A 13,610-nucleotide genomic window follows, 5' to 3' on the forward strand; every position below is an offset into this window, starting at 1 on the left:
GGGGGGTACGACAACCACTGAGCTCACCATCACCGCCCCAGATAATTCTCGATCACCTTCGGATCGTTCGAGACGAAATCGATCGACCCTTCCGCTAGCACCGACCCTTCCGCCAGACATGTCACCTTCACCCCGAGATCGCGGATAAAGCCCATGTCATGCTCGACCACCACCACCGAGCGGGTCTTGGCGATCTCACGCAACAGCACCGCCGTCTCCGCCGTCTCGGCATCCGTCATGCCCGCCACGGGCTCGTCGACCAGAAGCAGCTTCGGCTCCTGCGCCAAAAGCATGCCGATCTCCAGCCACTGTTTTTGACCGTGCGAGAGGTTGGCGGCATACTCGTTCTTGCGATGCGTCATGCGGATCGTGACGAGGATCTCCTCGATCCGAGCCTTGTCCTCCGCCGTCAGCGTGTAGAACAACGTCGCGAAAACCCCGCGGGAACGGTTGAGTGCCAGTTCGAGATTGTCCCAGACCGTGTGGCTTTCAAACACCGTCGGCTTCTGGAATTTGCGGCCGATGCCGAGCTGGGCGATATCGGCCTCGTCCTTTTTCGTCAGGTCGATCGTATCCTCGAAGATCACTTTTCCCGTGTCGGGCCGTGTCTTGCCGGTGATGATGTCCATCATCGTCGTCTTGCCCGCGCCGTTCGGACCAATGATGGCGCGAAGCTCACCCGGTTCCACCACCAGCGACAGCGAATTGATCGCCTTGAAACCGTCGAAGGAAACGGAGACGTCTTCGAGATAAAGCAGGCTCTTGGTGCGGGTTTCCGAAATCGTATTCATGGTGTCACTCCGCTGCCTGAGCTTGTTGCGCCGTCGGGGCTGCGCCGGCATCCCTGCCCTTTTCTGCCGCGGCTGCGGCCTTCAAAGCCTTGCGGGCGTTCCAGCCGTGCTGGATCGTGCCGACAATGCCCTTGGGAAGGAACAGCGTGACCGCGATGAAAAGGCCGCCGAGCGCGAACAGCCAGAATTCCGGAAATGCGCCGGTGAAATAGCTTTTCCCGGCATTGACGAGGATGGCGCCGATGATCGGCCCGATCAGCGTTCCTCGGCCGCCGACGGCCGTCCAGACGACCACTTCGATCGAGTTGGCCGGCGCAAATTCGCCCGGATTGATGATGCCCACCTGCGGCACGAAAAGCGCACCGGCAATACCGGCAAACATGGCCGAGACGACGAAGGTGAAGAGCTTGATGTTCTCGACGCGAAATCCGAGGAAGCGCACCCGGCTTTCCGCATCACGTACGCCGACCAGAACCTTGCCGAATTTCGAGCAGGTGATCGCCGAGGCGACGATCAGGCAAAGCGCCAGCATGATCGCCGACATGGCAAAGAGTACCGCACGCGTACCGCCCGCCTGCACTTGGAAACCGAGAATGTCCTTGAAATCGGTCAGCCCGTTATTGCCGCCGAACCCCATGTCATTGCGGAAGAAGGCAAGCATAAGCGCATAGGTCATCGCCTGGGTGATGATCGACAGATAGACGCCGTTGACCCTCGAGCGGAAAGCGAACCAGCCGAAGACGAAGGCGAGCAGGCCCGGCACGATCAGCACCATCGCCATGGCAAATGGGAACATGTCGAACCCGTACCAGAACCACGGCAGTTCCTTCCAGTTGAGGAAGACCATGAAATCCGGCAGGTCGGGATTGCCGTAGACGCCGCGAGAGCCGATCTGGCGCATCAGATACATGCCCATCGCATAACCGCCGAGCGCGAAGAACGCGCCATGGCCGAGCGAGAGAATGCCGCAATAACCCCAGACGAGATCGAGCGCGAGCGCCAAGAGCGCATAGCAGAGATATTTGCCCATCAGCGCCATGACATAGGTCGGGATATGCAGCGCGCTGTCCGGCGCAGTCAGGAGATTGAGTGCCGGCACGAGGATGGCGACAGCAAGAAGAATGCCGACAGCGACAACGATCTTGCCTTCGAGCGCGCGTAAAATGAAGCCGGTAATCATGCTTCCACCGCCCTTCCCTTGAGCGCGAAGAGACCGCGCGGACGTTTCTGGATGAAGAGGATGATGAGGACGAGCACGAGGATCTTTCCGAGCACGGCCCCGACGGAGGGCTCGAGGAACTTGTTGAGGATGCCGAGCGACAAAGCACCCACCAGCGTACCCCAGAGATTGCCCACCCCACCGAAGACCACGACCATGAAACTGTCGATGATGTAGCTCTGGCCGAGATTGGGCGAGACGTTGTCGATCTGGCTGAGCGCCACGCCGGCGATGCCCGCAATGCCTGAACCCAAGGCAAATGTAAGCGCATCGACCCAGGGCGTGCGGATGCCCATCGAGGATGCCATACGGCGGTTCTGGGTGACGGCGCGCATGTTGAGACCGTAAGCCGTTTTCTTCATCACGAAGAGCAGCGCGAAGAAGATCGTCAGCGAGAAGACGATGATCCACATGCGATTGTAAGTGATCGTCATGCCGCCGAGCGGGAAGGAACCGGACATCCAGGACGGGTTGCCGACTTCCTGATTGGTCGGCCCGAAGATCGTGCGGATCGCCTGCTGCAGGATGAGCGACACGCCCCAGGTGGCAAGCAGCGTTTCCAGCGGGCGGCCATAAAGGAAGCGGATCACGCCGCGCTCGATGACGAAGCCGACTAGGCCGGTAACGAGGAAAGCAACAGGCAGCGCAATCGCCAGCGACCAGTCGAACAGGCCGGGCGCATTATTGCGGATCACCTCCTGCACGAAAAAGGTGGAATAGGCGCCGAGCATGACCATTTCGCCATGCGCCATGTTGATGATACCCATCACGCCGAAGGTGATGGCAAGGCCGATCGCGGCAAGCAGAAGCACGGAACCGAGCGACATGCCGTACCAGACATTTTGGGCGAGGTTCCACAGCTGCTGCGCGTTCCGGATCGAAGCAATCGCCTTGTCGAGATCCGGCTTCAGGCTGTGATCGATCGTGCCCGAGACGGAGTTCAGAACACCGAGACCGGCAGCGCCAAGCCCGGAAATCGTCTCGATTGCAGCGCGTTTTTCATCGATGGAGCGATCGGAGGAGAGGAGCGACACGGCACGCGCCTCTTCCATGCGCGCTTTCACGTCCGCGTCGGTTTCCTTGGCAAGTGCGGCCTCGACCAATTCGAGCGCTTCGGCGCTTGGCGACCGCAGGATCGCATCGGCGGCGGAAAGCCGGGCGCCACGATCCGGGCTCATCAGCGTCAACCCGCCGAGAGCCGCGCGGATGGCGCGACGCAGATTGTTGTTGACTTTGATCTTGGTGACCGCGCCCTTGGCAACCTGCCCGGCGCTCTCACCCGTCACGGGGTCGATCAACTCGAGCTGAGAGCCAGCCACCTTGGCGGAAAACACGGCCTTGTCGGATTTGCGGAAATAGAGGTCACCCTCGGAAAAGGCGTTGAGCGCCGGGACCACACGCGGATCACCAGTGGCGGCAATCTGGCCGACAAGGGTTTCCGCCTGATTGAAATTGGCGTCCGCCAGCTGGTCGAACAGCGGCTTGGGGTCACTGCCTTGCGCAAACGATGTCGCAGCAAAGGACAGGACCAGAAAGATCAGAGTGAATAGACGGATAAGCATGCTTTTGTCCCCCGGATGAACGGGCGTCGAGAGTGCCTCTGCCCCTCATCCGCCTGCCGGCACCATCCTGCGATGGAAATGGTGATGATGCGCCCGAGCGAGATACCCCCTCTGGCCTGCCGGCCATCTCCCCCACAAGAGGGGGAGAAGACTTGCCGCACCCGCCCTAGCCCAATCAGGCCTCGGCGAGGTGGCTGGGTAAAAGCCCTCCCCCTTGTGGGGAGGGTTGGGAGGGATCTTTGCTCCGAGCGATGAAATCAGCTGCCCTTGCCGCCGCATTTGCCGGTGGCGACGTTGAAGTTGCCGCAGGACATCGGCTTGCGCCAATCGGAGATCAGGTCCTTCGAGTCCGGCAGGTAATCCGACCATTCGTCACCGACGACGGCCGGGGTTTCCTGCACGATGTCGAACTGGCCGTCGGCCTGGATTTCACCGATCAGCACCGGCTTGGTGATGTGGTGGTTCGGCATGACGGTAGAGGTACCGCCCGAAAGGTTCGGGACGGCGACACCGATGATGCTATCGAGAACTGCGTCCGTGTCGGTCGTGCCGGCAGCTTCGACGGCCTTAACCCAGGCGTTGAAACCGATATAGGCGGCTTCCATCGGGTCGTTGGTCACCCGCTTGTCGTTCTTGGTGAAGGCATGCCAGGTCTTGATGAACTCGGCATTGACCGGCGCATCGACGGACTGGAAGTAGTTCCAGGCGGCAAGGTGGCCGACGAGCGGCGCAGTATCGAGACCGGCAAGCTCTTCTTCACCGACGGAGAAGGCGACGACCGGAATGTCTTCAGCCTTCACGCCCTGATTGGCAAGTTCCTTGTAGAAGGGAACGTTGGCGTCACCGTTGATGGTCGAGACGACGGCGGTCTTCTTGCCGGCAGAGCCGAACTTCTTGATGTCGGAAACGATCGTCTGCCAATCGGAATGACCGAACGGCGTGTAGTTGACCATGATGTCCTCTTCCTTGACGCCCTTCGACATCAGGTAGGCCTTCAGGATCTTGTTGGTCGTCTGGGGATAGACATAGTCGGTACCGGCGAGAACCCAGCGCTCGACGCCTTCGGTCGAAGCGAGATAGTCGACGGCCGGGATGGCCTGCTGGTTCGGGGCGGCACCGGTATAGAAGATGTTGCGCGAGGATTCTTCACCCTCGTACTGGACCGGGTAGAAGAGGATCGAGTTCAGCTCTTCGAAGACCGGCAGGACGGACTTGCGCGACGAAGACGTCCAGCAACCGAAGACGGCGGCGACCTTGTCCTGGGAAATCAGCTGGCGGGCCTTTTCGGCAAACAGCGGCCAGTCGGAAGCCGGGTCGACAACGACGGCTTCGAGCTTCTTGCCGAGAACGCCGCCCTTCTTGTTCTGCTCGTCGACGAGCATCAGCATGGCGTCTTTCAGCGTCGTCTCGGAAATCGCCATCGTGCCGGAGAGCGAATGAAGAACGCCGATCTTGATCGTGTCGTCGGCCGCGAATGCGCCGTGGAAGGCCGTGGTGGAAAGCGCGGCAGCCAGCAGTGCTCCGCCCAGTTTCGCCTTGAAGCTCATAGGATCAAACCCCCTCTTTTTTTGGTTTGTTGGCACAACGGTGACGTTGACCGTTGCCTGAGGGGACTATCGGGTGCGACAGCCCAAAACCACATACGCAAAATGACGTATGCAGAGGGGAAAAGTGGTCGCAGCAGGTGCGACAGGATGCGGGTCGCCGCGATCCCTCAAGATCGCGGCAACTGGTTCAGATGGCTTGAGACGCTGGCGTCAGGCGTTATTTGCCGACGGTCAGGACCACGCTGTCAGCCTTGTATTCGACATCGCCCTTGGCACCGTCGATCTCCACCTTTGCGAACGAGCCGGAGATAGCACCGGCCTTGATCAGGTCGATGCTTTCGCCCGCCTTCGGCAAGTTGTCCTTCACCAATCGCACGACGAGAATACCACCGAGCTTAGCCGCCCCCTTGATCGTCACGACGGGCTTTCCGCCTTCGACAACCAGGGTCAGCTTGCCGGCATCGGCCTGTTCGAAAGAACCACCCAAAAGGAGCGGCTGCCCCGTCGCCATGGCAACTTCGCCACCGGAGATCTTGAGGTCACCCGTGCCGAAAGCCGACTGGGACGAAGCTGCAAGCAGACCGCCTTCGATAATCGTGCCGCCGCTATAGGTGTTGGTGCCGGCAAGGCCCAAAATACCAGTGCCACGTTTCGTCAGACCGCCCTTGCCGGAAATGTCGTTTTTCCAGGTGTCGATTTCGTTGAAACCGCCCTTTTCAGCCGCCATCGTCACTGTGGTCATCGCGTCGAAAGCGCCGTAGCCATCGGCGGCTGCAAACAGGTTCAGACGACCATAGCCTTCAGCGTCATCGAGCACGGCAAAACCGGAATGGATCTCGGTTGTGCGCAGCACTTCCCGGCGCTGATCGGCGTCGAGATAAGGCAGACGCGTTTCGAGCAGCACTTCCGCTCCTTTCGGAACCCGGGCCGGCTGATCGATCGCGTGGATCGCCGGGAAACCGTAAGTCGTCGTCTTTTCGATCAGCGCGGCATTTGTCGCCCGGTCCGCGAAACGGTCGGTCGATACCGGCTGCGACTGGGCAAAATGCACCAGTTCACTTGCGCGCTCCACGCCGGCCTTTGCACTCAGCCAGCTCTGCGCCTGATCGTAGGCTTGCTTCTTCAGATCAGTATTCTGCGCCCTGTTAAGATTATAGGTCACCTGCGCCACCGCCAGCACTCGGCCGCCGATCACGTCGAAGGGGGAATGCATGCCGGCGATGATGCGGTTGTCGCCCATGGCTGCAGCGCGGGTAAGCATTTCCTGATAACGCTGCGGCACGAGATAGGCCATGGCAATCGCATCGCGCCAGGCTTCCGCCGTGTGGCCGCTCGGAAAACCGCCATCTTCGGCAGGCTTGCCGCTCTTGGCCGGCTCAAGCGTCGGCAACACCACGACATCCGAGCTCCAGCGATACGGCCGTGCATATTTGAAATAGCGCTTGGCGGGTTCGGTGGATGCGTCATCGCTCGCCATGTTGATGAAATCGACAGCGAGGCCGAGATCGGGATTGGCCGCGGTCTTCGCCTTTTCGTCCGCCTTGCTTCCGAGGCCACGATTATTGCCGTCGTCATCATGCTTCACCGTGGTCGCATCGGCGGCAACGTCGGTAATCGTGGTCGTCTGCTTGGCGCCTTCTCTCCAGGCATCAGCCAGCGGTCCGAGACCATCGACGATGCTTGCATTCTTACCGCGACGGTCGTCGAGATAGGCGGCAAACGCCTGCTCGGCAGTGCGGCTGCGCGTGATCTTCACCACATAATCGATATTGGCCTTGTGCAGCGCCTGATTGACAACGGTACCGTCGGTGGCGCTGGACGGTATGCCGTCCCAGTCAGATTTGGTGACCGCAGGGCAATCACCCTTCGCAGGCGCTTCCACACCCGCATCGACAAAAGCCGAACGCGGTGTCCAGACCTCGAGGAAACCGGAAAGAACATGGACAGCGGCATTCGTGTCCCTGGTCGCAAAGCAGGCGTCACCACGCTTGTTGCTTGCACCTATATCCACGTAGGGCGCCGCGAGCGTCTCTGCCACAACGATGGACGGCGAGAGAAGCAGCACGGTGAGAAGCGCCGTTGCTCCGTGAAACTTGGCCGAAATAGACACGATAAAACCTCTTAAAACCTGAAAGGATATCAGCTAACTAGCTTGGCTTTGTGACATCTATGTTGCGGCAAAGCGGCTTCTGCCGGGCCAATTCCTTTACCCACATCGAGATCGGCTTGCCGTCCGCTGCCAATTGCACGGGTTTTCCGATGGGGACGCCCCGACTATTGCACTTTCGCCCTGCGCATTTCGTCATGTTCCAGAAATTAAAGATATGCTAAAACACCCCTATCGAGCGGGGTTGGAGGGCAACGAAATGTCTCGATGGGGGAAGGCAGCGTCGCTGGCGCTGCTGCTTTCGGCATGCGGCAGCGTCGCATCGGCTCAGCCATTCTGCGCCGATGTCGCACTGGTACTGGCGATCGACGGATCGGGCAGCGTTACCGACAGCGAATATCGGTTTCAGAAATCGGCGATAGCGGCAGCCTTCAGGGATGATGGCGTCATCTCGGCCATGAAGGATGCCGGGACGGTGATGCTTTCCGCAGTGTTCTGGGGCGACGGCGAGTTTCCGACCGAAGATCTCGGCTGGTTCGTGGTCTATGACGGTGTGGGGGCAGAGGGTCTTGCCCAGGGGCTGGAGCGAAACGAACGCCACGTCTACGGCAACACCAATATCGGCAGCGGCCTCTGGTCAGCCCTCGACAAGCTGTCCGAGCCTGGCGTCTGCGCCCGGCGCTCGCTCATCAATCTGTCCGGGGACGGCCGCGAGACCATGGCGCCGAAACAGCGCATCAGGGCAACGCTCTATCAGGCCCGCCTGCGGACCATCAGCATGGGCGTCACCATCAATGCTCTGGCGATCGCCGACGATGACGACGGACTTGCCGCCTATTATGCGCAGGACGTCATACGCGGCACTGGCGGCTTCACCATGACGATCAGAAGCCAGGACGATTACGCGGCGGCGATCCGCCAGAAGCTGAAACGCGAACTGTCGCCGCAATTCGTAGCAAGCATTGCCCGCCCCCGTTCTGCGCCCCACTGAAACGCTGGGGTAAACGCCGACAGTCCGACAAGAACATGTGATCGGTCGGGCGCTTGCAAAACAAACCGACCATCTGGTATGTTTACATATGACCGAAGCTCACGAACGCAAGAAGCAGCCGGAAATCGTCCGCCGCGCGCTTCTGGATTGCGCCGCCCAGATCTCGCAGGAACAGGGCCTGCCCGCAGTGACGCTGCAGGCAGTGGCGGATGCTGCGCATGTGACGAAGGGCGGGCTGCTGCATCATTTCCCCAACAAGCAGGCGCTTGTTCAGGCTGTCTTTCATGATCTGCTGGAGCAATTGGACGCCCAGATCGATGAACTTCTGGAAGACGACCCTGATGCCCATGGCCGTTTTACGCGCGCCTATATCCGGGCCTTTGCCAATGCCGACAGCCAAGGCGCCAGCAACTGGAACGCTCTTCCCCTTTCCTCGCTCACCGATCCCGAGATGAAGGCGATGTGGTCCGACTGGTACGCATCGCGGCTTGCACGACACGCGGAAACGGATGCCGGACCTGAACTGGGTATTGCCCGTTATGCCGCCGACGGTCTCTGGCTTGCCGGCCTTCTGGAATATTCGGGCGTCGAGGCGACAGGCCAGGACGTCCTGATCGAACAACTCATATCAATGACACGAAAGACATAAGACGTGAATCCCGCCCTTATCACCTACGGCTCACTGCTCTCCGCCATCGCACTGGAAGTCGTCGGCACAACACTTCTGCAGCAGAGCCAACAGTTCACACGCATCCTGCCGACGCTGGGCATGGCGCTGTGTTACGGCGCGGCATTCTATCTGTTGTCGATCACCCTGCGGGTGCTGCCGGTCGGCGTCGCCTATGCGATCTGGAGCGGCCTCGGTATCGTCCTGATCTCGGCTGTCGGCCTGATCGTCTTTCGCCAGAGCCTCGACATGGCTGCCATGATCGGCCTCGGCTTCATCATCGCCGGCGTTGTCATCGTCAACGTCTTTTCCAAGACGGTTGCGCACTGAACACGTCAATTCGGTTGCAAAACCGTAATCCAGCATCGAAAGTGCCTTTTTGACGATCACTCCTCCCAAGGGATCAAAAACAAGGCATGGCAGCGCGGCAGCGGATCATTCCGGTCCGGCGGGAATATAACCGCTGGGTCGCCAACCAGACATTGGAAGACTACGCCCTTCGCTTCACTGCAAAGAGCGCGCGCCGGTTTTCGTCCAGCCGTATCTCGCATACGGCGATCGGCGCGATCTCCTTTCTCGCACTTGAAGCCATTGGCGGTGCGATCACCCTCTCATACGGCACGACCAACGCCTTCTTCGCCATCATGGCAGCGGCGGTCGTCATGCTCCTTGTTGGACTGCCGATCAGCCGTTACGCGATCCGCCACGGCGTCGATATCGACCTCCTGACCCGTGGCGCATCCTTCGGTTATATCGGCTCGACGATCACCTCGCTGATCTATGCAAGCTTCACCTTCATGCTGTTTGCCATCGAGGCATCCATCATGACCGGCGCACTGGAACTCGCCTTCGGCATTCCGCTCTGGCTTGGCTACATCATCAGCGCCGTCGTGGTGATCCCGCTCGTCATATACGGCGTGCAGCTGATCTCGCGTTTCCAGCTTCTGACCCAGCCCTTCTGGATTGTCCTCAATATCCTGCCCTTCATCTTCATCGCTTTTCTCGATTGGGAGAAATTCGATCTCTGGCGGGCCTTTGCCGGGATTGGGCACTCCAATGGAGAGATAGGCGGCACGGCGCCCTTCGACCTCATAGAGTTCGGCGCAGCGTCAGCCGTCATTCTGGCGCTGATGCCGCAGATCGGCGAACAGGTTGACTTCCTGCGCTTTCTGCCGCCCGAGGGCATGCAGAAATGGCGGCACAAGCTGGCGGTCTTTCTCGCCGGCCCCGGCTGGGTGGTCGTTGGCGTACCGAAGCTGCTGGCCGGCTCCTTCCTTGCCGTCCTGACCTTGTCGACGGCGGTACCCGCCAACCAGGCTGCCGATCCGGCCCATATGTATCTGACAGCCTTCGGCTACATGATCCCCAACGAAACGGCGGCGCTGCTGCTGATGGCTGCCTTTGTCGTCGTCTCGCAGCTGAAGATCAACGTGATGAACGCCTATGCCGGGTCGCTCGCCTGGTCGAATTTCTTCTCGCGGCTGACCCACAGCCATCCGGGCCGCGTCGTCTGGCTCGTCTTCAACGTCGCCATCGCGCTTCTCCTGATGGAACTCGGCATCTACCGGCTTTTGGAAGAAACGCTCGGCATTTTCTCGATCGTTGCGATGAGCTGGCTCTGCACCATCTCTGCCGATCTGTTCATCAACAAGAAGCTCGGCCTTTCGCCGCCCGGCATCGAATTCAAGCGCGCCCATCTCTACGACATCAATCCGGTCGGCCTCGGTGCCATGTTCGGCGCCACAACAATCGCGCTTGCTGCGCATTTCGGCGCCTTCGGTGAACTGATGGTGTCGCTTGCGACCTATATCACCTTGACGGCGCTTGTGATCTCGCCGGCGATCGCCGTTGCCACCCGAGGCAAATATTACCTTGCCCGCAAACCGCGCCAGAGCTGGAAAACGCTCGGCTCGATCACCTGCTCCGTCTGTGAACATCCATTCGAACACGAGGACATGGCCTGGTGTCCGGCCTATGCAGCGCCGATCTGCTCGCTCTGCTGTTCGCTCGATAGCCGCTGCCACGACATGTGCAAGCCGCATGCGCGCCTCAACACCCAGGTCGGAACAGTCGCCCGGACCTTCCTTTCCGACCAGATCATCGACAAGCTGACCACACGGCTCGGGCGTTATGCGACGACAGCCATCGTCTCGATCTCGTTGATCGGTTCGATTCTTGCGATGGTCGCCTATCAGGCCGGCGAAGCGGCACCGGCCAATGCGGAAATCATCTACGGGACGATCTCCATCGTCTTTTTCGTCTTCGCCATCATCGCCGGCATCGTTTCGTGGTTCTACGTTCTGGCGCATGACAGCCGCGTCGTGGCGGAAGAAGAATCCTCGCGCCAGAATACGCTGCTCCTGAAGGAAATATCCGCCCACAAGAAGACAGATGCAGCGTTGCAAGACGCCAAGGAGACCGCCGAGGCCGCCAACCGCGCCAAGAGCCGTTATGTCGTCGGCCTCAGCCATGAACTGCGCACGCCGCTCAACGCCGTGCTCGGCTACGCCCAGATCCTCGAGCGCGACGAGACCATCCCTGTCCCGCGCCAGTCGGCGATCAAGGTCATCAAGCGTTCGGCCGATCATCTGTCGGGCCTGATCGACGGCCTTCTCGACATATCGAAGATCGAGGCGGGCCGTCTGCAGGTCTATTCCAACGAGATCAATATCCAGGATTTTCTCGATCAGATCGTCGAAATGTTCGGCCTTCAGGCCCAGGCAAAGGGGCTGGAATTCGAGCATGTCCGCGCAGCATCACTGCCGCAATATGTCCGCACCGACGAAAAGCGTCTGCGCCAGATTTTGGTCAACCTCCTGTCCAATGCGATAAAATTCACCGACGAAGGCAAGGTGCGCTTCGAGATCGCCTATCGCAGCCAGGTCGCGACCTTCACCATATCCGATACCGGGCGCGGCATTGCCGAAAAGGATCTCGGCCGGATCTACGAACCGTTCCAGCGCGGTGAGGCAGACAGCGTCAGGCCGATGCCGGGGCTTGGCCTCGGCCTGACCATCACCCAGCTTCTCACCAACACGCTGGGCGGCGAGATCTCGGTCAGGAGCGTCAAGGACGAAGGTTCCACCTTCCGCGTGAGACTGATGCTGTCTGCCATCGAGCGGCCGAACACGACACCGGCCACCGAGCGCAAGATCGTCTCCTACACCGGCCCGCGTCGAACTGTGGTTGTTGTCGACGACAATCAGGACCACCGTGACCTGATGCGCGAAGTACTCGCCCCCATGGATTTCGTCGCGCTGACGGCTGTCACCGGCCCGGAATGTCTGACGCTGATCGAAGGGGTGAAGCCGGACATATTCCTGATCGATATCTCCATGCCCGGCATGAGTGGCTGGCAGCTCGTCTCTCGCCTGCGCGAAGAAGGGCAAAAAGCACCGATCATCATGCTCTCCGCCAATATCGGCGACGGCACGACGGCGGATGCCGCGGGCGAAGGACATGACGACACGTTATCAAAGCCGGTCAATCTGCGCCGGCTTGCCGACAAGCTCGCCTCGCATCTCGGCCTTGCCTGGGTCTATGAAGGCGAGACACCGCCCTCGCCCATCGCTGCGGCGAAAAAACCGGTCAGAAGTCCGGGGACGAGCCATCTGCAGGACTTGCTGCGCCTCGGAGAGATTGGTTACGTGCGAGGGATCGAAGCCAAACTTGCCGACCTTGCCACTGATGAGACCAATCGCCCCTTTGCGGATGAGCTTGGTCTCTATCTCAAGGCCTTCGACATGGCCGGCTACATGAAATTTCTGGAACGCCTGGACAAGGAGGAGACAAGCGATGGCTGACACCACAACGCCCCGCGACATCGTTCTCCTGGTAGATGACAGCCCGGATGCGCTCGGCTTTCTAACTGAAGCGCTGGAGCAATCCGGCTTCTCCGTGCTGATCGCAACATCGGGTCAGTCGGCGCTCAATATCGTCGACAAGATCACGCCCGATCTCATTCTACTCGATGCAGTCATGCCCGGCATGGATGGGTTCGAAACCTGCAGGCGACTGAAGACCAATGCGGGCGTGGCACAGGTACCGGTGATTTTCATGACCGGCCTCACTGAGACGGAGCATGTCGTCCACGCGCTCGGATCAGGCGGCGTCGACTATCTGACCAAGCCGATCAATATCGATGAACTGAGGGCCCGCATCCGCGTTCATCTCACCAATGCCCGTTCTGCTCAGAGCGCGCGAGTTGCGCTCGATGCCGCCGGCCGGCACCTCCTTGCCGTCAGGGCTGACGGCAGCATTCAATGGTCGACGCCACAGGCAACCCGGCTGATCAACGCCGCCACCAACCGTGACGACGGGTTGGAACTTGTTGCCGGGCGGATAGCGACATGGATGGCCGAGCGCGATCGCCCCGGCTTTTCGCGCGATGCCGCCTTCTCGCTGGAGGACGGCGAGGAGAAGGGCCTGCAGCTCTCCTATCTCGGAGGCCTGGGTGCAGACGAATTCCTGTTTCGGTTGACGGCGAACAATCGGCGGCCCAGCGCCGAAATCCTGCGCCAGCATTTCCCGCTGACAGCACGGGAATCCGACGTCCTCCTCTGGATCGCCAAGGGCAAATCAAACCGCGACATCGGCGAAATTCTTGGCCTTTCCGCACGCACGGTCAACAAGCACCTGGAGCAGATTTACGTCAAGCTTGGCGTGGAAAACCGGGCATCGGCAGCCGTGAGAGCAGCACATGTCCTGCATGAGGACAACTAAATAC

Annotated in this window: 10 protein-coding genes; 5 read left to right on the plus strand and 5 right to left on the minus strand. The window is 60.2% G+C overall.

What is annotated here, in order from left to right; all coding sequences use genetic code 11:
* Positions 1-29: 29 nt before the first annotated feature.
* The 5 genes from urtD to HNQ72_RS05315 form a co-directional block, all read right to left on the minus strand.
* Positions 30-791: an urea ABC transporter ATP-binding protein UrtD gene (gene urtD / locus HNQ72_RS05295; RefSeq protein WP_183990187.1), complete on the minus strand. Its 762-nt coding sequence runs from the start codon at positions 789-791 to the stop codon at positions 30-32.
* A 4-nt stretch (positions 792-795) separates the two neighbouring features.
* On the minus strand, positions 796-1,971 hold the full coding sequence (gene urtC / locus HNQ72_RS05300; RefSeq protein WP_183990189.1) for an urea ABC transporter permease subunit UrtC: 1,176 nt from the start codon (positions 1,969-1,971) through the stop codon (positions 796-798).
* Entirely contained in the window at positions 1,968-3,572 is a 1,605-nt protein-coding gene (gene urtB / locus HNQ72_RS05305; protein WP_183990191.1) for an urea ABC transporter permease subunit UrtB, read from the minus strand. The genes urtC and urtB overlap by 4 nt, the downstream gene beginning before the upstream one ends.
* A gap of 257 nt (positions 3,573-3,829) precedes the next feature.
* Entirely contained in the window at positions 3,830-5,119 is a 1,290-nt protein-coding gene (gene urtA / locus HNQ72_RS05310; protein ID WP_183990193.1) for an urea ABC transporter substrate-binding protein, read from the minus strand.
* 217 nt (positions 5,120-5,336) lie between these two features.
* Entirely contained in the window at positions 5,337-7,229 is a 1,893-nt protein-coding gene (locus tag HNQ72_RS05315) for an acid phosphatase (RefSeq protein ID WP_244654296.1), read from the minus strand.
* 256 nt (positions 7,230-7,485) lie between these two features.
* Between HNQ72_RS05315 and HNQ72_RS05320 the strand changes: the two genes are divergently transcribed.
* The 5 genes from HNQ72_RS05320 (at position 7,486) to HNQ72_RS05340 (ending at position 13,606) form a co-directional block, all read left to right on the plus strand.
* On the plus strand, positions 7,486-8,217 hold the full coding sequence (locus HNQ72_RS05320) for a DUF1194 domain-containing protein (RefSeq protein WP_183990195.1): 732 nt from the start codon (positions 7,486-7,488) through the stop codon (positions 8,215-8,217).
* Positions 8,218-8,305: 88 nt separating this feature from the next.
* The gene (locus tag HNQ72_RS05325) at positions 8,306-8,866 is read left to right on the plus strand and encodes a TetR/AcrR family transcriptional regulator (RefSeq protein ID WP_183990197.1); all 561 of its coding nucleotides are present in this window, start codon (positions 8,306-8,308) and stop codon (positions 8,864-8,866) included.
* A 3-nt stretch (positions 8,867-8,869) separates the two neighbouring features.
* Positions 8,870-9,214 (plus strand): DMT family transporter, encoded by a 345-nt coding sequence (locus HNQ72_RS05330; RefSeq protein ID WP_183990198.1) that lies wholly within the window; start codon positions 8,870-8,872, stop codon positions 9,212-9,214.
* Positions 9,215-9,300: 86 nt separating this feature from the next.
* On the plus strand, positions 9,301-12,687 hold the full coding sequence (locus HNQ72_RS05335; protein ID WP_183990200.1) for a hybrid sensor histidine kinase/response regulator: 3,387 nt from the start codon (positions 9,301-9,303) through the stop codon (positions 12,685-12,687).
* Complete coding sequence (locus tag HNQ72_RS05340; RefSeq protein WP_183990202.1) at positions 12,680-13,606, plus strand: response regulator transcription factor; 927 nt, start codon at positions 12,680-12,682, stop codon at positions 13,604-13,606. The genes HNQ72_RS05335 and HNQ72_RS05340 overlap by 8 nt, the downstream gene beginning before the upstream one ends.
* Positions 13,607-13,610: the final 4 nt, after the last annotated feature.

It is taken from the genome of Aliirhizobium wenxiniae (genome assembly GCF_014201355.1).
GTDB lineage: Bacteria > Pseudomonadota > Alphaproteobacteria > Rhizobiales > Rhizobiaceae > Neorhizobium > Neorhizobium wenxiniae.

Excerpts from the sequence above, each read along its gene's own strand:
- urtD (WP_183990187.1), bottom strand. The coding sequence starts at position 791 with ATGAATACGATTTCGGAAACCCGCACCAAGAGCCTGCTTTATCTCGAA.
- urtC (WP_183990189.1), bottom strand. The coding sequence starts at position 1,971 with ATGATTACCGGCTTCATTTTACGCGCGCTCGAAGGCAAGATCGTTGTC.
- urtB (WP_183990191.1), bottom strand. The coding sequence starts at position 3,572 with ATGCTTATCCGTCTATTCACTCTGATCTTTCTGGTCCTGTCCTTTGCT.
- urtA (WP_183990193.1), bottom strand. The coding sequence starts at position 5,119 with ATGAGCTTCAAGGCGAAACTGGGCGGAGCACTGCTGGCTGCCGCGCTT.
- HNQ72_RS05320 (WP_183990195.1), top strand. The coding sequence starts at position 7,486 with ATGTCTCGATGGGGGAAGGCAGCGTCGCTGGCGCTGCTGCTTTCGGCA.
- HNQ72_RS05325 (WP_183990197.1), top strand. The coding sequence starts at position 8,306 with ATGACCGAAGCTCACGAACGCAAGAAGCAGCCGGAAATCGTCCGCCGC.
- HNQ72_RS05335 (WP_183990200.1), top strand. The coding sequence starts at position 9,301 with ATGGCAGCGCGGCAGCGGATCATTCCGGTCCGGCGGGAATATAACCGC.
- HNQ72_RS05340 (WP_183990202.1), top strand. The coding sequence starts at position 12,680 with ATGGCTGACACCACAACGCCCCGCGACATCGTTCTCCTGGTAGATGAC.